Source organism: Micromonospora sp. CNZ280, assembly GCF_011759515.1.
In genome coordinates, this window is record NZ_JAAOYP010000002.1 from 529146 (window position 1) to 548147 (window position 19002).

The window sequence follows — 19002 nt, forward strand, 5'->3', positions numbered from 1 at the left end:
GAGCTGGTGTGCGGGCATCGACAAGGCACTCCCCCGAGTTGTCTTGAATGCAACTTCGCCTGCGCTTTGTCCGGTCCGTTCGACCAATTCGATCCGCCAAATGGCACAGTGCGCTCCGAAATGGACAGATTGCTGCTCAGCCCCCTACCGCAACGTCTCGTCACGGAGCGCGGACACAAAGCTATGAACGCGAGGCCGCCCGCGCAATCGGCATCGAGTTCGACATCGATGTCTGTTGGTTATCCGACGATGACGATGGGTTACATTTTCGGCCGATGAGTTTTCTCGCCAGCGACACGGCAGCCCACTATGTTGCTGCCCATGGCTCATCGGGAGGCGCCGGCATCCATCGGTCAACGTCTACTGTGGTTCCTGGAGCACTACCGCCCGGACACCGCGTCGCTGAACTGCCCCGTCGTGTGCAGGCTGCACGGCCCGCTCGACGTCACCGAGCTCCAGGTGGCCCTGGGCCGGCTGACCGGGCGGCACGAGGCGCTGCGGACGACGCTGGTACGCCGCGGCCGGGAACTCGTCCAGCACATCCACGACGACCTGCCACCGCCGTTCGAGGTGGTGCCGCTGGCCGCCGAGCCGGACCGGCTCGACGCGGTGGTCGCCGAGGCCGTCGAGCGGGAGCTGCACACGCCGGTCGACGTCGGCCGGCACCCGCTGCGGGTCACCCTGTGGCGGCTCGGACCGGACGAGCACATGCTCTGCCTCAACATGCACCACCTGGTCTCGGACGCCTGGTCGTGCGGCATCGTGCTGCAGGATCTGATCCGGTTCCTGGAGGCCGGGCCGGACGGCGACCCCGGGCTGCCCCCGGTGCAGTGGCAGTACCCGGACTTCGCCCGGTGGCAGCACGAGCAGCTGACCAGCGGGGCGCTGAAGGTGCACCAGGACTACTGGATCCGGCAGCTGCGCGGCATGAAGCTGGTCGAGCTGCCGCCGGCGGTGCCGGCCACCGACGGCGGCCGGCCCACCGGGATCGAGGTCGCCACCATCGACGCCGGCGTGTTCAACCGGCTCAAGGCGGTCGCCCGGGGCGAGCGGACCACCCCGTTCGCGGTGATGCTCTCGCTGTACTACCTGCTGTTGGCCCAGCGCACCGGGCAGACCGACATCTCCGTGGCGTCGCTGTTCGCGAACCGGTCGGTCAAGGGCGTCCAGACCACCGTCGGCTTCTTCGCGAACATGGTGGTGCTGCGCAACCAGGTCGATCCGGACGCTCCGTTCGTCGAGGTGGTCCGCCGGGTCCGGGGCACCGTCATCGACGGGTTCCTGCACGAGGGCATCCCGTACCAGATGCTGCCGCTGAACCTGCAGAACACCTCCGGCCGGGCCGACGACGTGGTGTTCCAGATGCTGCTCACCCCGCCGCCGGGCACCAAGGTGCAGGCCCGCGGCGTGGAGTTCGAGCTGTACACGCCGGACTCGCTGGGCAGCCGGTTCGGCTTGGAGCTGGGGCTGATCCCGCAGCACACCGGCGCCTGCCAGGCGATGCTCTTCTACACCACCGACCGGTTCCAGCCGGCCTGGGCGGAGGAGTTCCTGGCGGACTACCTCGCCCTGGCCCGGGCGGCGGCCGCCCGGCCAATGGAGCCGCTCAGCCTGACCCGGGTGTGACCGTGCTCCGCTACGACGAGGCCGAGGTCGCCGGGCTCGCCGACCCGTACCCGCACTACGCCGAGCTGCGCGCCGCCGGCCGGGTGGTGCCGGCCGGGCCGGGCGCCTGGGCGGTCACCCGGCACGCCGACGTCACCGCCCTGCTGACCGACCCGCGGCTCAGCCACGAGTTTCCCGACCTGGTCTACCGGCTCTCCGGCGAGCCCGACGAGCTGACCGAGTTCTTCCGGGCCACCGTGCTCAACCGGGACCCACCGCAGCACTCGACGCTGCGCCGGGCGATGGCCCGGACGGTCAATCCGCGTACCGTGGCGGCACTGCGGCCACGGATCGTCGAGCTGGTGGCGGAGCTGTTCGCGGCGATGGCCGACGCGCCGGCGGCCGACCTGGTCGCCGACCTGGCCTACCCGCTGCCGGTCACGGTGGCGGCCGAACTGCTCGGCATCCCGGTGGCCGACCGGGCGGAGGCGCAGCCGCACGCCGTCGCGCTGGGGCGGATGTTCGGCTCGGGCGCCCCCACCGAGCAGGAGCGGGCGGACGCCGTCCGGGCGGTCGGCTGGCTGCGCGGCTACGTCGGCGGGCTGCTGCGCGAGCGGGCCGGCCGGGACGGCGACGACATGCTGTCGCACCTGCTCAGCGACGCCGAGGCGGCCGGCACGATCAGCCGGGCGGAGCTGGTCGACAACGTCATCTTCCTGTTCTTCGCCGGCTTCGAGACCACCACCAACCTGCTCTCCACCGGCGGCGCGCTGCTGCTGCACCGCCCGGAGCTGCTGCACCGGTTGCGCCGGGACCCGGGCCTCGCGCCCGGCGCGGTGGAGGAGTTCCTGCGCTGGGACTGCCCGATCCACGCCACGTCCCGGGTGGTCCGCGAGCCGGTCACCGTCGGCGACCGGGTGATCCGGGCCAGCCGGGTGGTGGTGCTGCTGCTCGCCTCCGCCAACCGCGACGAGCGGCGGTTCCCCGAGCCGGACCGGATCGACCTGGCCCGCTCCCCCAACCCGCACCTGGCGTTCAGCTCCGGCCCGCACCACTGCCTGGGCGCCACCCTGGCCCGGGTCGAGGGCGCGGCGGTCTTCGGTCACCTCGCCACCCGGCTGCGCCGGTTCGAGGCCACCGGCCCGGCCCACCGCCGCACCGGACTGGGCTTCCGGGGGTACGACCGGGTTCCGGTGCGCGTGGTGTGCAACTGAGGAGACGCGCCAGTCAGCCGGCGGCGAAGGTGACCGGCAGTTGCTTCAGGCCGTTCATGAAGTTCGACTCCAGCCGGACCGCGGGGCCGGTACGGCGCAGTCGGGGCAGGTGCGGCGCCAACTCCTCGAAGAGCACCGCGGCCTCCACCCGGGCCAGGTGCGAGCCGAGGCAGAAGTGCGGCCCGACCCCGAACGCGAGGTGCGGGTTGGGACTGCGATCCAACAGGAAGGTTTCCGGTCGGTCGAAGACGGACTCGTCCCGGTTGGCGGAGATGTAGTACAGCACCACCTTGTCCCCGGCCCGGATCGGTTGCCCGGCCAGCTCGGTGTCGACCACGGCGGTCCGGCGGAACTGCATGATCGGCGTCGTCCAGCGCAGCATCTCGTCCACCGCGGTCGGTACCAGGTCCGGTTGGCGGGCGAGCCGGTCGGCCAGGTCGGGACGGTCGGCCAGCAGGTCGAGGCCGCCGGAGATCAGGTGCCGGGTGGTCTCGTTGCCGGCCACCACCAGCAGCAGCCACAGGTGGCAGTACTCGCTCTCGGTGAGCCGGCGGCCGTCCACCTCGGCGGTCACCAGCCGGCTCACCAGGTCGTCGCCGGGGTCGCGCCGGCGGGCCTTCGCCGCGGTGAGGGCGTACCCGAACGCCTCGACGAAGGTCTGCTTGAACACCTCCACGTCCCCGCCGCCGAAGGCGGGGTCGTCGAAGCCGACCAGGTTGTTGCTCCAGCGCAGGAAGAGCCCGCGGTCCTCGCGGGGGATGCCGAGCAGGTCGGCGAGGACCAGCAGCGGGAGCTCGGCGGCGACCTCGGCGACCGCGTCCACCGGCTGGGCGGCGGTCGCCCGCCGTACGATCTGCCGGGCGTGCTCGGTGATGGCCGCGCGCATGCCGCGTACCACCGGGGCGGTGAACGCGGCGGTGACCACCCGGCGCAACCGGGTGTGCGCGGGCGGGTCCATCCCGACCAGCAACTGCCGGGAGCGCTCCAGATCGGCCCGGGAGGTCGGATCGGCGAGGAACGCGCCGCGCTCGGCGGAGGAGAAGACCTCCGGTCGCCGGGACGCGGCGACCACCGCCGCGTGCCCGGTGACCGCCCAGTAGCCGCCGACCCGCTGCACCACCGTGCCCCGGGCCGAGTGCCGCCGCAGCGGCACCTCGGCCACCCAGCTGACCGGCGCCTCCCGGCGGCGGCGGGCGAACTCGGCGAACGGCGGACCGTCCAGATAGGTGGCCGGGTCGGCGAGGCTGCCGGTGACGGCGGCGGCCCGGGTCAGCTGCGGGCTCACCGGACGGACACCTCCGGGCGCTGCCCGGCCCGGCGGTGTGGCGGCGCCGGCTCCGCCCGGTCGCCGTCCGCGCCGTCCGGCCCGTCCGCCCCGTCCGGCCCGTCCGCCCCGGCCAGCAGGCCCCGGCGGCGCAGCGCCGGCATCACCCCCTCACCGAACCAGTACGCCTCCTCCAGGTGCGGCTGCCCGGACAGGATCAGGTGGTCCAGCCCGTGGGCGTGGTACTCGGCGATCCGGTCGGCCACCTCCTCGTGCGACCCGACCAGGGTGATCCCCGGCCCCTGGCGGACCAGGCCGTAGCCGGCCCACACGTTCGGATAGATCTCCAGCCGGTCGGTACGGCCACCGTGCAGCGCCGCCATCCGGCGTTGTCCCTCGGAGTCGCTGCGGCGGAACCGCTCCTGGGTCCGGGCCACCAGCGCCGGATCCAGGTTGGCCGTCATGGCGTCCGCCACCGCCCAGGCCTGCTCCGAGGTGTCCCGGCTGATCACGTGGAACCGGGTGCCGAAGGCGATCTCCCGCCCCGCCTCGGCCGCCAGCGCCCGCACTCCGCCCACCAGCGAGCCGGTCTGCGCGGGCAGTTCCGCCCAGGTGAGGAAGACGTCGGCCCGGCGCGCCGCCACCCGCTGCGCGGCGGCGGAGGAGCCGCCGAGGAAGATCGGCGGCGGATCCGGCCGGCGCATCACCGTCGCACCGGCCACCCGGTAGTGCTCCCCGTCCAGGTCCACCGGCCCCGACCAGGCGCCGCGCAGCACGGCGAGGAACTCGTCGGCCCGCGCGTACCGCTGGTCGTGGGCCAGCCAGTCGCCGTAGCGGTGCTGCTCCTCCGGGTCGCCGCCGACCACCACGTTGAGCAGCAGGCGGCCGCCGGAGATCCGCTGGCAGGTGGCCGACATCTGGGCGGCCAGGGTCGGCGAGAGCAGCCCGGGGCGGAAGGCGACCATGAAGCGCAGCCGCGCGGTGCGCTGACTCAGCGCCGCCGCGACCAGCCACGGGTCCTCGCAGAAGATGCCGAACGGCACCAGCGCCCCGGTGAAGCCGAGCCGGTCGACGGCGCCGGCCACCTGGGCCAGGTAGTCGATGTCCGGATCCCGGCGCGGGGCGGCCACGCCGGGTGGCCCGCCGGCGCGCGGCCTGGCCACCTCCCGACCGTCGCCGTGGGCGGGGATGAACCAGTAGAGCTGCAGAGACATGGCGCCCCCCGGGTGAGCGAACGGGCACGCACCGTTCAGCGCGATCGTCCGGAACCCTCACATCCGTCGGTCCGCGCCGTCAACGCGGCCGGTTCCAGCACGAGCACCGGCTTGACCGCGGCACCGGCGAGCAGGTCGGCGAGCGCCGCCTCCGGGTCGTCGAACGGCCGGAAGGCGACCAGTTCGGGGAAGGGGAACCGGCCCTGCTCGGCCAGGCGCAGCAGCGCCGGCACCAGCTCCTCGGGGCGCCCCTCGCCGCCGAGCGAGCCCTGGATCCGCTTGCCACGCAGCATGGTCTGCTGGTCCACGGCGAACGTCTCGCCCGGCCGGGCGGCCCCGACCAGGCAGCACGTCCCCGGCATGCCCACCGCGTCGACGGCCTGCCGGACCACCCGGGGATCTCCGGTGCACTCCACCGTGACGTCGGCCGGCCCGTCGCAGCGCTCCCGGACGGCCCGGGCCACGTTGCGGACCCCGGTCACGTCGACGGTGTGCGTGGCGCCGTACCGGCGGGCCAGGGCCAGCCGGGCGGGATCGCGGTCGACGGCCACGATGGTGGTGGCCGCCGTGCACCGGGCGGCCATCACGGCGGCCAGTCCCACCGCGCCGACGCCGAACACCGCCACGGACGCGCCGGGCTCCGGGCGGGCCGCGTAGAGCACCGCCCCGGCGCCGGCGCTGATCCCGCAGCCCAGCGCGGCGACCGCGGCCAGCGGCAGGCTGGTGCGTACCGGCACCAGCGCCTGGGCCGGCAGCACCGCGTGGCTGGCGAACGAGGACTGGCCGAAGAAGCGCCCGGCCACCGGGGTGCCGTCGGCGCGGCGGAACACCGCGCCCCCGTCCGGGCGGCGCCCGCCGAAGAGCAGCCCGGGCAGGTCGGCGCAGTACCGTGGCCGGCCGCCCCGGCAGTGCCGGCAACCTCCGCAGGCCGGCCAGCCGAGCAGCACGGCCTGGCCGACGGCCGGCGACCGGACGCCCGGTCCCACCTCGAGCACCCGGCCGACGCCCTCGTGCCCGAGCACGCCGGGTAGCGGGAAGGCGGAGCGGCCGGAGCGGGCGTCGGCGTCGGTGCGGCAGACCCCGGAGGCGACGATCCGGACCAGTACCTCGCCCGGTCCCGGGCCGTCGAGGCGCAGTTCCTCCAGGCGCAGCGGGTGGTCGGGAGCGGGTGCCACCGCGGCGGTCACCCGCATCGTCGCCGCCTCCGCCCGACCGCCACGACGCGAGGATAGGGGCCTGGCCGCCCGGGCGGCACCGGGTGCGAGGTCGCGCAATCCGAGCGCGTTGTCCTGGCTCCGCGACGGGACATAGCCTCGACAGCCACTGTCAGAGGCCGACCGGTCAGGGGATGCTCATGCAACCGGCGATTGTCGACCGTATCGAGGACATGTACGTCAAGCACCAGGCCGACCCGTACCCGGTGTACCGGGAGTGGCGGGACAAGGGCCCGGTCGTCGTGGACGCGGACGGGAAGGTCATCGTCCTGGGCCACGACGACGCCAAGGCCGCGCTGGCCGATCCCGCGGTCAGCGTCGACCCGCGAGACAGCCGCTGGTACCAGCAGCGGGCCGCGGCCGGCGAGGTCAGCGCCGAGGAGGAGCAGCGGTACGCCGACGCTCCGTTCATCGAACTGAATCCGCCCGAGCACACCCGGCACCGGCTGCTGGTCGGGCAGGCGTTCGCGGCCCACGCCGCCCGGGCGGCGGAGCCCACCGCTCAGGTGGTGGACGCCCTGCTGGACCGGCTCGGCGGCACCGGGTGCGACGTGGTGCGGGAGTACGCGTACGCGATCCCGATCCGGGTGCTGTGCGCGCTGTTCGGAATCGCCGACGAGGACGACCGGCAGCGGGTGCAGGACTGGTCGCACTTCATCTCCCGCTCGATGGACCCGTCCAACCCGGTGGACCCGGCCGAGGTGGACCGGGTCTCCGGCGAGCTGCGCGGCTACCTGGAGCGGCTGGTCGACGCCCGGGCCGCCGAGCCGGGGGACGACGTGGTCAGCGCCATGCTGGCCAGCCGCAGCGGCGACCAGCGGCTCTCCCGGGCCGAGGTGGTCAACGGCCTGTGGCTGCTGGTCGTCTCCGGGCACGAGACCACCAGCAGCCTGATCGCCAGCGGGCTCTACAGCCTGCTCACCGAGCCGGCGCTGGCCGACCGGATGCGCGCCCAGCCGGCGAAGATACCCGGCCTGGTGGACGAGCTGCTGCGGCTGACCCCGCTGGTGCAGTGCCTGTGGCGGCACGTCAAGCAGGACACCACCCTGCCGAGCGGGGCGCGGCTGCACGCCGGCGACAGCATGGTGATCGTGCTGGCGCAGGCGAACCGGGATCCGGAGCGGTTCGCCGACCCCGACCGGCTCGACCCGGACCGCGCCGAGCAGCACCTGAGCTTCGGTGCCGGGCCGCACTACTGCCTCGGCGCCACGCTGGGCCGGCTGCAGGCGAACCTCGCGCTGTCGGCCTTCCTGCGCCGGGTGGTGGCGCCCGAGCTGGCCGCCTTGCCGCCGGGCACGCCGCGGGCGCTGGGTGGGCTCACCTCGCTGCGGATCCGGTACGAGCGGGTGCTCCCGGTCGACTGACCGTGGGTACCCCGAAGGGCGGGGCGGCCGATGCCGCCCCGCCCTTCTCGCACTGGTCAGTAGCGGTAGTGCTCCGGCTTGAACGGCCCCTCCACTGAGACGCCGAGGTAGGCGGCCTGCTCCTTGGTGAGCTGGGTCAGCTTGGCGCCGAGGGCGTCCAGGTGCAGTCGGGCGACCTTCTCGTCCAGGTGCTTGGGCAGCACGTACACGCCGATCGGGTACTCGTCGGTCTTGGTGTACAGCTCGATCTGCGCGATGGTCTGGTTGGCGAACGAGTTCGACATCACGAAGCTCGGGTGACCGGTGGCGTTGCCCAGGTTCAGCAGCCGACCCTCGGACAGCACGATGATCGCGTGCCCGTCGTCGAAGCGCCACAGGTCGACCTGCGGCTTGATGTTCTCCCGGGTCACGTCCGAGCGCTTGGCCAACCCGGCCATGTCGATCTCGTTGTCGAAGTGACCGATGTTGCCCACGATCGCCTGGTGCTTCATCCGCGCCATGTGCTCGTTGGTGATCACGTTGAAGCAACCGGTCGCGGTGACGAAGATGTCCGCCTGCTCCACCACGTCGTCCAGGGTGGCCACCTGGTAGCCGTCCATCGCCGCCTGCAACGCGCAGATCGGGTCGACCTCGGTCACCACCACCCGCGCGCCCTGCCCGCGCAGCGACTCCGCGCAACCCTTACCCACATCGCCGTAGCCCATGACCACGGCCATCTTCCCACCGATCAGCACATCGGTGGCCCGGTTGATGCCATCGATCAACGAATGCCGGCAGCCGTACTTGTTGTCGAACTTGCTCTTCGTCACCGAGTCGTTCACGTTGATCGCCGGGAACAGCAACGTGCCCGCCCGGTGCATCTCATACAGCCGGTGCACACCGGTGGTGGTCTCCTCCGTCACCCCCTTGATCCCCGACGCGATCCGGGTCCACCGCTGACCATCCTCAGCCAGCGAACGGTGCAACAGACCGAGGATGACCGCGAACTCCTCCGAGTCGGCCGACTCCACCGGCGGCACGACACCAGCCTTCTCATACTCCGCACCCTTGTGCACCAGCAAGGTGGCGTCACCACCATCGTCGAGGATCATGTTCGGACCCTGACCATCCGGCCACGTCAACACCTGCTCGGTGCACCACCAGTACTCCTGAAGCGACTCACCCTTCCACGCATACACCGGCACACCCGCCGGCGCCTCCGGGGTGCCATCCGGACCCACCACGATCGCCGCAGCCGCGTGGTCCTGCGTGGAGAAAATGTTGCACGACGCCCACCGCACCTGCGCACCCAACGCCACCAACGTCTCGATCAACACGGCGGTCTGGATGGTCATGTGCAACGAACCCGTGATCCGAGCGCCCGCCAACGGCTGCGCCTCAGCGAACTCACGACGGATCGCCATCAGACCCGGCATCTCATGCTCGGCGAGCCGGATCTCCTTGCGCCCGAACTCGGCGAGCGACAGATCCGCCACCTTGAAGTCCCGGCCGGGACCGGTGGGATCGGCGGCGACGGTCAACGGTTGTGTCGTGGTCATGGACTCTCCGAATCGGACGGTGGACACGGAACGGTGCCTCACCGTAACGCCGGGTCGCCCCGCCGGTCGTCCGGCGAAATTCCACGCTTGAACAGCTACGGCAGCAGCTTGCGTACCGCGGCCAGCTCCCGCAGCGGGTCCGGGCCGACCGGCGCGAGCTGGAGCATGGTGACGCCCGCCGCCGCGTACGCCGCCACCCGCTCGCGGACGTGGCCGGGCGGGCCGATCAGACAGACCGCCTCCAGCAGCTCGGCCGGCACGGCGGCGGCCGCCTCCGCCTTGCGCCCGGCCAGGTACAGCTCCTGGATCCGGTCCGCCTCGGCCGGGTAGCCGTACCGGACCACCAGGTCGTGGTAGAAGTTGCGGCCGCGGGCGCCCATCCCGCCGACGTAGAGGGCGATCCAGCGGCGGGCGTGCTCGCGCGCCGCGGCCAGGTCCGACCCGATGGCGAACGGGCCGCCGCCGACCACCTCCAGCGGGTCCAGCTCGCCCGAGCGCTTCGCCCCGCCGGCGGCCAACGCCTCCCCCCACACCTGCGCCGCCTTCTCGGGCAGGAACAGCGCCGGCAGCCAGCCGTCGGCGACCTCCGCGGTCATCCGGACGTTGGCCGGGCCGAGCGACGCCACGTAGATCGGGATCCGTTCCCGCACCGGGCGGGTCAGCATCTTCAGCGGCCGGCCCAGCCCGGTGCCCCGCTCCGGCGGGAGCGGCAGCCGGTAGTGGCCTTCGGAGCGCAGCGTCTCCCGGCGCCACGCCCGCCGGCACAGCTCGACCACCTCCCGGGTACGCCCCACCGGGTGGTCGTAGGCGACCCCGTGCCAGCCCTCCACCACCTGCGGTCCGGAGGCGCCGATGCCGAGCAGCGCCCGGCCGCCGGAGAGCGCGTCCAGCCCGGCGGCGGTCTGCGCGAGCAGGGTCGGGGTGCGGGTGTAGATCGGCAGGATCGCCGACCCGAGGCCGACCCGCCGGGTCCGGGCCGCCAGGAAACCCAGCACGGTGACCGCGTCGAAGCCGTACGCCTCGGGCACCCAGAGCACGTCGACGCCGGCCTGCTCCCAGGCGACCGCCCGCTCGACGGTGGCCCGGACGTCGCCGGCGTAGGGCAGGATGACACTCAGCCGCACTGGACCCCCTCGTGGTGGTGGATGCGGCACGCGCCGGGCTTCCGCGTCGCCGGTTCCCGCCACCTTCGCCGCCGGGTGGCGGCGTCGTCAACCGCGACCGACCGGTCAGCCCTCGGCGCAGCGGTCCGACAGGGCGTAGCGCACCAGCACCACGTCGCCGATCCGGCGTACCTCGGCGACCCGGGCGCGACGGCCGGGATGCCACGGGAACCGGCCGTCGCCGACGAACCGCGGCGCGCGGCAGTCGCCGACGAAGAACGGCGCGACCACCAGGTGCAGCTCGTCGGCGAGCCCGGCGGTGAGGAACTGCCGGTGCACGTTCGCGCCGCCCTCCACCATCAGCCGGCCTACGCCCCGGGCGGCCAGGTCGGCCAGCACCCACGCCGGGTCGACCGGCTCGCCCGCGTCCACCACCTCGGCCAGCGCGCCGAGCCGGTCCCGGGTCTTCTCCACCACGGCGGCGGCACAGTAGACGATCCGCTCGGTCTCGCCGACGGTGAAGAACCGCCCGGCCGGGTCGAGGTCACCGGTCGCGGTCAGGGTGACCCGGGTCGGTGAGGCGGGCAGGCCCCGGTCGGCGCGGGCGGCCCGGCGCTGCGCCGAGCGCACCAGCAGCCGCGGGTCGTCCCGCCGCACCGTGCCGGCGCCGACCAGGATCGCGTCGCAGCCGGCCCGGACGCCGTCGATCCGGTCCAGGTCGGCCGCGTTGGACAGCAGCAGCCGCTGCTCGCTGGCGTCGTCGAGGTAGCCGTCGATCGACGTCGCGCAGCTGAGCACGACGTACGGGCGCTCAGTCACGGACCAGCGGGAGGTCGAGGGCGTGCGCGCCGCGACTGGCCTTGGTCGCCAGGTAGCCGGCGTTGACCGGGGAGAGGTACACCCCGGTGCCGACCCGCCCGGCCACCGTCACGCCGTGCCGGCGCAACTGCGCGGCTTTGTCCGGGTTGTTGCTCAGCAGCGCGATCCGGGGCACGCCCAGGGCGGCGAGCATCTGCGCGGCCACCGTGTAGTCCCGCTCGTCCGGCCGGTGGCCGAGCGCCTCGTTCGCCTCGTAGGTGTCCAACCCGGCGTCCTGCAGCGCGTACGCGTCGAGCTTGGCGTACAGGCCGATGCCCCGCCCCTCCTGGCGCAGGTAGAGCAGGAAGCCACCCCGGTCGCTGATCCGCTCGGCCGCCTCCCGCAGCTGCGGTCCGCAGTCGCAGCGCCGGCTGCCGAAGACGTCGCCGGTCAGGCACTCGCTGTGCGGGCGGACCAGTGGCGCGGCGCCGCCGGCGGCACCCCGGTCGCGGGCCCCCGGCCAGTCCCCCAGCCCGAACGCCAGGTGCTCCCGGCCGTCGGCCAGACCGTCGAAGGTGAACACCCGGGCGTCCGTGGCGTACCCGTCGGGGAAGCGCAGCGGGACGGTGACCTGGGTCCGGACGGTGGCGGGTGGCAGTGGTTCGGACATGGAACTCCTCATCAGACGGTGCCGGCGGGCACGCGGACACGGCGGGCCACCAGCACGGCGGCGCCGGGCAGGCTCGCGACCAGCACGAGCGCCCCGTACACCGTCGCGGTGGCGACCCCCTCGGCGGCGGTCAGGCCGGCGGCGCCGAACGCCCACGCGGCCACGCCCTCACGCGGTCCGAAGCCGGCGACGTTGGCGGGCACCCCCATCGCCAGCAGGGCGAGCAGGGTCAGCGGCGCCAGCAGGGTCAGCGGCGCGGTGGAACCGGCGGTGCGGGCCGCGAGCAGGAACGTCGCCAGGTGCCCGGCCACCGCGACGGCGGAAGCGGTCAGCACGCCCAGCCAGGTCCGCCGGGCGAGCAGCCCGGCGCGGACGTCCGCCGCCGCGGTGCGCACCGCCCGCGCCCACCGCGACGGCCCGGAGCGGGGCAGCGACCTGGCCAGCAGCGCCACAGCCAGCCCGGCCAGCACCGCCGACGCGGTGACCACCGGCAGGTACGGCCGCACCGGGGACGGGAAGGCCAGCAGCACCACCAGCGCGACCCCGGCGAGCACGGCCTGGCCGGCGACGCGTTCCCAGACCACCGCGCGGATGCCCCGGCCGACGTCGCCCACGTCCCGCCCGTGCCGCACCGCCCGGTGCACGTCGCCGAGCACCCCGCCGGGCAGCGTCGCGTTCAGGAACACCGCGCGGTAGACGTGCGCCACGGCGGTGCGCAGCGGCAACCGCACCCCGAGCCCACCGGCGACCAGGCTCCATCGCCAGGCGCAGCAGACCGTGGTGAGCACGCCGATGCCGAGCGCCGCCACGAGCGCGGTGGCGTCGATCAGCCGCAGCCCGGCCAGGAACGGACCGACCCCGAACCAACCGAGCAGGCCGGCGAGCACGCCCATTCCGGCGAGCGTACGCACCCACGCCCAACCCGGCCGTCGCGCCGGCCGCGTCGCCGCGGCGCCGTCCGCCTCTGCCCCCACCCGAGCCCTCCCCGCCTGATCTCCCTGCCGGTAGGCACGTGCCGGCGGGCCGGGCGGTTCAATCACCGCCGGCCAGCAGGTCGCTGTGCCGGACCACGACGCCGAGCCGGCCGGCCGCCGCGTCGGCCAACCGCCGCCGGCGGTACGCCTCGGCCGGGCCGGCCAGCTCCGGTCGCTGCTCGCAGGCCGCGTCCAGCCAGCCGGCGAACCACTCGGCCGCCAACTCGGCCTGGTCCGGGCCGAGCCGCCACGGGCTGGGCCGCACGTCGACGCCGACCCCGCGCCGGGCGAACGCGGCGACGGTCGCCTCCACCGCGTCCGGGCCGAGCAGCGCGCGGCCGGCCACCGTGCGGCGCTGGTGGTCGTTGAACGCCGCCGCGACCTCGCCGTCCAGCGGGTCGGCCGGGGTCAGCTCCACCCACCCGGTCACCGAGATCATGAACAGCACCGGACAGCCCACGCCGGCGCACACCCCGACCAGCCGGTCGACCTCGTCGGCGGTGAGCATGTCGAGCAGCGCGGAGGCGACCACCAGCGAGGTGCCGGCGAGGTCGGCGGCGGTGAGCCGGGTCAGGTCGCCCTGCCGGGTGGCGACCGTGACCGGCGCGCCGTCGGCGGCGGCCAGGCCGGCCATCCCGGCGTCGGCCCGGCGCAGCAGGTTCGCGTCGCCGTCGTGCAGCACCCAGTGCTGCGGGCCGGGCAGGCGCGGGGCCAGCCACCGGCCCAGCGAACCGGTGCCCGCGCCGAGGTCGTGGACCACCAGCGGGCCGGCGCCGGCCAGCCGGCCACGGGCCCGGTCCACCAGGTCCGCTGCCCGGGCCGCGGCGTCGGCGGGCTCGCGCAGCGCGAGCCAGCGCGCGAAGTCCGGTGGCAGGGAAGCCGTCATGCCGGCATCGCCTCCTTCAGCACCTTGCCGGTCAGCGTCGCGGTCAGCGTCCAGTCGTCGAGGGTGTCCCGCCGGGCGCGGGCCGCCACGCGCAGCCGGTCACGCAGCGGCGGGTCGCCCAGCCACCGGCGCAGGCCGCCGGCCAGCGCCGCCGGGTCGTCGGGCGGCACCAGCAGCCCCGGCGGGGTGCCGTCCGGCGCCCGGCCGAGCGCCTCCGGCAGCCCGCCGGCCGCCGTGCCCAGCACCGGGATCCCGCGGGCCAGCGCCTCGGTGACCACCATGCCGTACGTCTCGCCGCGCGAGGCCAGCACCAGCAGGTCGGCGCCGGCGTACGCGGCGGCGAGCCGCTCCCCGGCCAGCGGGCCGACCAGCCGCACCCGGCCGGTGAGGCGGTGCGCGTCGATCCGCCGCCGCAGCCCGGCGACGAAGTCCGGATCCCGGTCCACCGGCCCGACACAGTCGCAGGTCCAGCGGGTGTCGGCGACCGCGGCCAGGGCGTCCACCAGCACGTCGTGTCCCTTGTGCGGGATCACCGCGGCGACGCAGAGCAGCGCGGTGCCGGCGGTGCTACCGGGCGCCACCGGTGCCGGGTCCACGCCCGGCGGGGCGACGTGCACCCGGTCGGCCGGCAACGGGTACGCGGCCAGCAGCCGGGTGCGGGTCCACTCGCTGGTGGTGACCACCGCGGTCGCCGCCGCCAGCGCGGCGTCCTCCGCCTCGCCGCCCAACGGCAGGTGCACCAGCACCACCAGGCGCAGCCGGCGGGCCTGCGGCGTCAGCACCTCGGGCACCGCCGAGGCGAGCAGGCCGTCCACCAGCACCAGGGCCCCGTCGGGCAGCGCGGTCAGCCGCCCGGCCAGTCCCTGCCGCTCGGCCGGCGTCGGGTCGGGCCAGCCGCCGGGCACGGCGTGCTCGCGCACCGACCAGCCCGCGGCGGCGAGCCCCTGGCAGAGCCGGCGGTCGTAGTGGTTGCCGCCGCTCGGCCGGGCCGGGTCGTCGATGTCGTTCGGCAGCACGACGTGCACCACAGCCATCAGAGGGACCGTTCGTAGCTGGCCCAGGCGATGTGCGACTCGTGCAGGGTGACGGTGATGCCGGCCAGTCCGCGCGCGCCCGGGCCCAGGTCGCCGGCGCGCACCCGGTCGGCGAGTCGGTCGGCGACCGTCCGGGCCAGCACCTCGGTGGTGGTGTTCACGCCGGCGAACGCCGGCTCGTCGTCGAGGTTGCGGTAGGTCAGCTCGGCGAGGACGGCCCGGAGCTGCTCGGTGGCCAGCCCGATGTCGACCACGATGCCGTCGGCGTCCAGGTCGGCGCGGCGGAAGGTGGCGTCGACCACGAAGGTCGCCCCGTGCAGCCGCTGGGCGGGGCCGAAGACCTCCCCCCGGAAACTGTGGGCGATCATCATGTGGTCCCGGACGGTCACGCTGAACACTGGTCACTTCCCGTCGTAGCTGATGAGGTGGCACAGGGCGGGCAGGCTGCCTGTGGTCAGTCGGGGCAGCACGTCGGGCAGCTCCGCGAACGGCGACTCGCCGGTGATCAGCGCGTCGAACGCGGGGTCGGCGAGCAGTTCCAGGGCGAGCGCGAGCCGGTCGGCGAAGCCGCGGCTGGCCCGGCGGGCCGGCGCCACCGCGCCCACCTGGCTGCCGCGGACGGTCAGCCGGCCGGAGTGGAAGTTCCCGCCCAGCGCCACCTGCACCGGGCGGTCGCCGTACCAGCTCAGCTCGACCACGGTGCCCTCCGGGGCGAGCAGGTCCAGCGCGCGTTGCAGGCCGGCGCCGGTGGCGCTGGCGTGCACCACGAGGTCCCGGTCGCCGGTCGCCCGCTGCGGGGTGGCGAACTGCACGCCCAGCGCCGCCGCCACCGCGGCGCGGGCCGGATCGACGTCGACCAGTTCCACCCGGACGCCGGGGAACCGGGCGAGCAGGGCGGCCACGCAGCAGCCGACCATCCCCCCGCCGACCACGCTGACCCGGTCGCCGACCAGCGGCGGGGCGTCCCAGAGCGCGTTGACGGCGGTCTCCACGGTGCCGGCCAGCACCGCCCGGGCGGGCGGCACCGCGTCCGGCACCGGCACCACCGCGGTGGCCGGTACGACGTACGCGGTCTGGTGCGGGTAGAGGCAGAAGACGGTCCGCCCGCGCAGGTGGTCCGGGCCCTGCTCGACCTCGCCGACGTTGAGGTAGCCGTACTTCACCGGGGCCGGGAGGTCGCCCTCCTGGAACGGGGCGCGCATGGCGGCGTACTGGCTGGCCGGCACCCGGCCGGCGAAGACGAGCGTCTCGGTGCCCCGGCTGACCCCGGTCCAGCGGGTGCGGACCAGGACCTCGTCGGGGCCGGGCGCGGGCAGCCGGACCGGGCGGATCTCGCCCTGGCCCGGCGCGCGGAGCCAGAAGGCGTGGGCCTCGCGGGTCACCGGCATCTCCTCACCCGACCGAACCGAACGGCCGGATTTTCCGTGTACCCCGGCAGGGGGTTGTCGATCATAGACACGGAGGCACGGTGCCCACGGTTCGAACTGGTCCGGTGATCGGGCTGATCTTCCAGATTGTCCTGCTCGCCGGTCTCGCCGGAACTGTCGGTCTCGACGGTGCGGGTTGGCTCGCCGGGATGGCGTACGCGGCGGTCGGCTGCGCCGTGCTGAGCCGGGGCCTGCACCGCTGCGCGGCGGCCGGGCTGGGCCCGGCGGACCGGGTGACGCTGACCCGGGCGGTGCTGGTCGGCGGCGTGACCGCGCTGGTGGCGGACTCCGCGCACCGGCCCACCCCGGTCGGGGTGCTGGTCGCGCTGACCGCTGTCGCGCTGCTGCTGGACGCGGTGGACGGGCGGGTGGCCCGGCGCACCGACACGGCCAGCGCGTTCGGCGCCCGCTTCGACATGGAGGTCGACGCGTTCCTGATCCTGGTGCTCAGCCTGTACGTGGCCCCGTCGGCCGGCGGTTGGGTGCTCGCGATCGGCGCGATGCGGTACGCCTTCGTCGCGGCGGCCCGGGTGCTGCCCTGGCTGCGGGGGCCGCTGCCGGCCCGCTACTGGCGCAAGGTGGTCGCCGCCGTGCAGGGGGTGCTGCTGCTGGTCGCCGCGTCCGGGGCGCTGCCCCGGCCGCTGACCGTGCTGGTGCTGGCGGTGGCGCTGGCGCTGCTGGTGGAGTCCTTCGGCCACGACGTCGGCTGGCTGTGGCGACACCGGACGGTCCCGGCCGATCCAGGGGCCGGCCGCACCGTGCCCGCGCCGGCGCTGCCGGCCGGCCGGGTGACGCTGCCGGTCCGCCGGCACCCGGCCGGAACCGGCGAGCCGGCCGGCGGCCGGGACCTGCCGGTGGCCCCGCCCGTGCTGTCGCTGCGCTGACCCGGGAGCCGTGATGTCGACCCAGACCCCACCCCGGCCATCGTCGACCGGACCCGTGGCTTCCGTCGCCCCACCGCGCGGCTCCACCCCGGACACCGGATCGGAGCACGCGGTGGGAGCGGACGCGGCGGGTACCCCCGCCGGAAGTGGCCGCCGGCGGGGCCGGGCCGTGGCGGCACGGGTGACCACCGTGCTCGCCGGCCTGCTGGTGCTGGCGGCGCTCACCCTGCCGAGCCGGCCCGGGCACCTCACCCCCGCCGCCTTCCTGCGCATTCCGCTGGAGGGGCTGCTGGTGGCCGCCCTGCTGCTCGCCCTGCCGGGCCGGCCGCGGCGGGTGGTGGCCGCCGCGACCGGGACGCTGCTCGCCCTGCTGGCCGTGCTGAAGCTCGCCGACCTGGGTTTCCGCTCGGCGCTGGGCCGGCCGTTCGACGTGGTGCTGGACTGGGCGCTGCTCGACGACGCGGTCGGCTTCCTCACCGACTCGTTCGGCTCAGCCGGTGGCACCGGTGCGGTCGTCGGCGTGCTGGTGCTGGTCGTGGCGCTGGTGCTGACCCTCACCGGGGCGGCGCTGCGGCTGGCCGGGCTGGCCGCCCGGCACGGGGTCGGGGCGCGGCGGGTGGTCGCCGTGCTGGTGGTGCTCTGGGTGGTCGCCGCGGCCACCGGGGTACGGGTCGCTCCCGGCGTGCCGGTCGCCGACACCGCCGCCACCGCGCTGGTGCGCGACCACGCCCGGCAGGCGCAGGCGCGGCTGCGCGACCGGGAGGCGTTCGCCGCGCAGGTGGGCGCCGACCCGTTCCGGCACACCCCAGGTGCGGAGTTGCTCACCGCGCTGCGCGGCAAGGACGTGATCGTCGCCTTCGTGGAGAGCTACGGCCGGGACGCGGTCGAGGACCCGGAGTTCGCGCGGGTCGGCGAGGTGCTGGACGCCGGCACCGAGCGGCTGCGGGCGGCCGGGTTCAACGCCCGCAGCGGCTTCCTCACCTCGCCCACCACCGGGGGCGGCAGCTGGCTGGCACACGACACACTGCTGTCCGGGCTGTGGATCGACAACGAGCAGCGCCACCGCAGCCTGCTGGCCAGCGACCGGCTCACCCTCGGCGGCGCCTTCCGACGGGCCGGTTGGGACACCGTCGGGGTGATGCCCGCCGCCACCCAGCCCTGGCCGGAGGGCTCCTTCTTCGGCTACGACCGGTACTACGACGCCGCGGGCCTGGACTACCGGGGGCCGAAGTTCAGCTACGCCCCGATGCCCGACCAGTACACGCTGGCCACCTTCCAACGCCGGGAGCGGGACGTCGCCGACCGCCCGCCGCTGATGGCCGAGATCCCGCTGATCTCCAGCCATTCCCCCTGGACCCGGATCCCCAAGGTGATCGACTGGACCGCCGTCGGCGACGGCAGCGTCTACCACGACGCGGCGGTCAGCAACCCGAAGTCGCAGCCCCGCGCCGGCTACCGCAGGGCCGTCGAGTACTCGCTGCGCACGTTGATCTCCTATCTGGAGACGTACGGGGACCGGGACCTGGTGCTGGTCTTCCTCGGCGACCACCAACCGGCCCCGGTGGTCACCGGCGACGACGCCAGCCGGGACGTGCCGATCAGCATCGTCGCCGCCGACCCGACGGTGCTCGACCGGGTCGCCGGCTGGGGCTGGCAGGACGGGCTGCGGCCGGAACCCGACGCGCCGGTCTGGCCGATGGACGCCTTCCGCGACCGGTTCCTGACCGCGTTCAGCGCCGGCCCGCCGGCCAGCCGGGCCTACGGTCGCTGACCGACGGACCGGTGTCCGGCGGGCCGGTAGCCGACGGCTGAC

Annotated in this window: 15 protein-coding genes and 1 pseudogene; 4 read left to right on the forward strand and 12 right to left on the reverse strand. The window is 74.8% G+C overall.

The window, feature by feature from the left end; translation table 11 throughout:
* The first annotated feature begins 321 nt into the window (after positions 1-321).
* Positions 322-1626, forward strand: a complete 1305-nt coding sequence (locus FHX32_RS17440) for a condensation domain-containing protein (protein ID WP_167183955.1) — start codon at positions 322-324, stop codon at positions 1624-1626.
* Positions 1623-2819, forward strand: coding sequence for a cytochrome P450 (locus tag FHX32_RS17445; RefSeq protein ID WP_167183958.1), 1197 nt, complete (start codon positions 1623-1625; stop codon positions 2817-2819). Before FHX32_RS17440 ends, FHX32_RS17445 begins: the two co-directional genes overlap by 4 nt.
* Before the next feature lie 13 nt (positions 2820-2832).
* Here the strand turns inward: FHX32_RS17445 and FHX32_RS17450 are convergent, their stop codons facing one another.
* The 3 genes from FHX32_RS17450 to FHX32_RS17460 are packed head-to-tail and all read right to left on the reverse strand — an operon-like array spanning position 2833 to position 6490.
* The gene (locus FHX32_RS17450; protein WP_486481154.1) at positions 2833-4104 is read right to left on the reverse strand and encodes a cytochrome P450; all 1272 of its coding nucleotides are present in this window, start codon (positions 4102-4104) and stop codon (positions 2833-2835) included.
* Complete coding sequence (locus FHX32_RS17455; RefSeq protein ID WP_167183961.1) at positions 4101-5297, reverse strand: LLM class flavin-dependent oxidoreductase; 1197 nt, start codon at positions 5295-5297, stop codon at positions 4101-4103. The genes FHX32_RS17450 and FHX32_RS17455 overlap by 4 nt, the downstream gene beginning before the upstream one ends.
* A 35-nt stretch (positions 5298-5332) precedes the next feature.
* Complete coding sequence (locus FHX32_RS17460; RefSeq protein ID WP_167183964.1) at positions 5333-6490, reverse strand: NAD(P)-dependent alcohol dehydrogenase; 1158 nt, start codon at positions 6488-6490, stop codon at positions 5333-5335.
* Positions 6491-6651: 161 nt separating this feature from the next.
* Between FHX32_RS17460 and FHX32_RS17465 the strand changes: the two genes are divergently transcribed.
* The gene (locus tag FHX32_RS17465) at positions 6652-7875 is read left to right on the forward strand and encodes a cytochrome P450 (protein WP_167183967.1); all 1224 of its coding nucleotides are present in this window, start codon (positions 6652-6654) and stop codon (positions 7873-7875) included.
* Positions 7876-7931: 56 nt separating this feature from the next.
* On the opposite strand, the gene ahcY is transcribed toward FHX32_RS17465, so the two are convergent.
* The 9 genes from ahcY to FHX32_RS17510 form a co-directional block, all read right to left on the reverse strand.
* Positions 7932-9413: an adenosylhomocysteinase gene (ahcY, locus tag FHX32_RS17470; protein WP_167186076.1), complete on the reverse strand. Its 1482-nt coding sequence runs from the start codon at positions 9411-9413 to the stop codon at positions 7932-7934.
* Between the two features lie 95 nt (positions 9414-9508).
* Positions 9509-10537, reverse strand: coding sequence for an LLM class F420-dependent oxidoreductase (locus tag FHX32_RS17475; protein ID WP_167183970.1), 1029 nt, complete (start codon positions 10535-10537; stop codon positions 9509-9511).
* A gap of 105 nt (positions 10538-10642) precedes the next feature.
* Positions 10643-11335, reverse strand: coding sequence for a dihydrofolate reductase family protein (locus tag FHX32_RS17480; RefSeq protein ID WP_167183973.1), 693 nt, complete (start codon positions 11333-11335; stop codon positions 10643-10645).
* The gene (locus FHX32_RS17485; RefSeq protein ID WP_167183976.1) at positions 11328-11984 is read right to left on the reverse strand and encodes a GTP cyclohydrolase II; all 657 of its coding nucleotides are present in this window, start codon (positions 11982-11984) and stop codon (positions 11328-11330) included. The genes FHX32_RS17480 and FHX32_RS17485 overlap by 8 nt, the downstream gene beginning before the upstream one ends.
* A gap of 11 nt (positions 11985-11995) precedes the next feature.
* On the reverse strand, positions 11996-12877 hold the full coding sequence (locus tag FHX32_RS17490) for a lysylphosphatidylglycerol synthase domain-containing protein (protein ID WP_208418837.1): 882 nt from the start codon (positions 12875-12877) through the stop codon (positions 11996-11998).
* A gap of 139 nt (positions 12878-13016) precedes the next feature.
* Positions 13017-13844, reverse strand: a complete 828-nt coding sequence (locus FHX32_RS17495) for a class I SAM-dependent methyltransferase (protein WP_167183982.1) — start codon at positions 13842-13844, stop codon at positions 13017-13019.
* Entirely contained in the window at positions 13841-14878 is a 1038-nt protein-coding gene (locus FHX32_RS17500; protein WP_486481155.1) for a glycosyltransferase family 4 protein, read from the reverse strand. Before FHX32_RS17500 ends, FHX32_RS17495 begins: the two co-directional genes overlap by 4 nt.
* On the reverse strand, positions 14878-15276 hold the full coding sequence (locus FHX32_RS17505) for a 6-carboxytetrahydropterin synthase (protein ID WP_167186081.1): 399 nt from the start codon (positions 15274-15276) through the stop codon (positions 14878-14880). The genes FHX32_RS17500 and FHX32_RS17505 overlap by 1 nt, the downstream gene beginning before the upstream one ends.
* A gap of 3 nt (positions 15277-15279) precedes the next feature.
* Complete coding sequence (locus FHX32_RS17510; protein ID WP_167183985.1) at positions 15280-16260, reverse strand: zinc-dependent alcohol dehydrogenase; 981 nt, start codon at positions 16258-16260, stop codon at positions 15280-15282.
* A gap of 86 nt (positions 16261-16346) precedes the next feature.
* Here FHX32_RS17510 and FHX32_RS35160 point away from each other — a divergent pair.
* A pseudogene (locus FHX32_RS35160) lies at positions 16347-18960 on the forward strand (CDP-alcohol phosphatidyltransferase family protein).
* Positions 18961-19002: the final 42 nt, after the last annotated feature.

Excerpts from the sequence above, each read along its gene's own strand:
- FHX32_RS17460 (WP_167183964.1), bottom strand. The coding sequence starts at position 6,490 with ATGCGGGTGACCGCCGCGGTGGCACCCGCTCCCGACCACCCGCTGCGC.
- FHX32_RS17490 (WP_208418837.1), bottom strand. The coding sequence starts at position 12,877 with ATGGGCGTGCTCGCCGGCCTGCTCGGTTGGTTCGGGGTCGGTCCGTTC.
- FHX32_RS17485 (WP_167183976.1), bottom strand. The coding sequence starts at position 11,984 with ATGTCCGAACCACTGCCACCCGCCACCGTCCGGACCCAGGTCACCGTC.
- FHX32_RS17455 (WP_167183961.1), bottom strand. The coding sequence starts at position 5,297 with ATGTCTCTGCAGCTCTACTGGTTCATCCCCGCCCACGGCGACGGTCGG.
- ahcY (WP_167186076.1), bottom strand. The coding sequence starts at position 9,413 with ATGACCACGACACAACCGTTGACCGTCGCCGCCGATCCCACCGGTCCC.
- FHX32_RS17500 (WP_486481155.1), bottom strand. The coding sequence starts at position 14,878 with ATGGCTGTGGTGCACGTCGTGCTGCCGAACGACATCGACGACCCGGCC.
- FHX32_RS17465 (WP_167183967.1), top strand. The coding sequence starts at position 6,652 with ATGCAACCGGCGATTGTCGACCGTATCGAGGACATGTACGTCAAGCAC.
- FHX32_RS17495 (WP_167183982.1), bottom strand. The coding sequence starts at position 13,844 with ATGACGGCTTCCCTGCCACCGGACTTCGCGCGCTGGCTCGCGCTGCGC.
- FHX32_RS17440 (WP_167183955.1), top strand. The coding sequence starts at position 322 with ATGGCTCATCGGGAGGCGCCGGCATCCATCGGTCAACGTCTACTGTGG.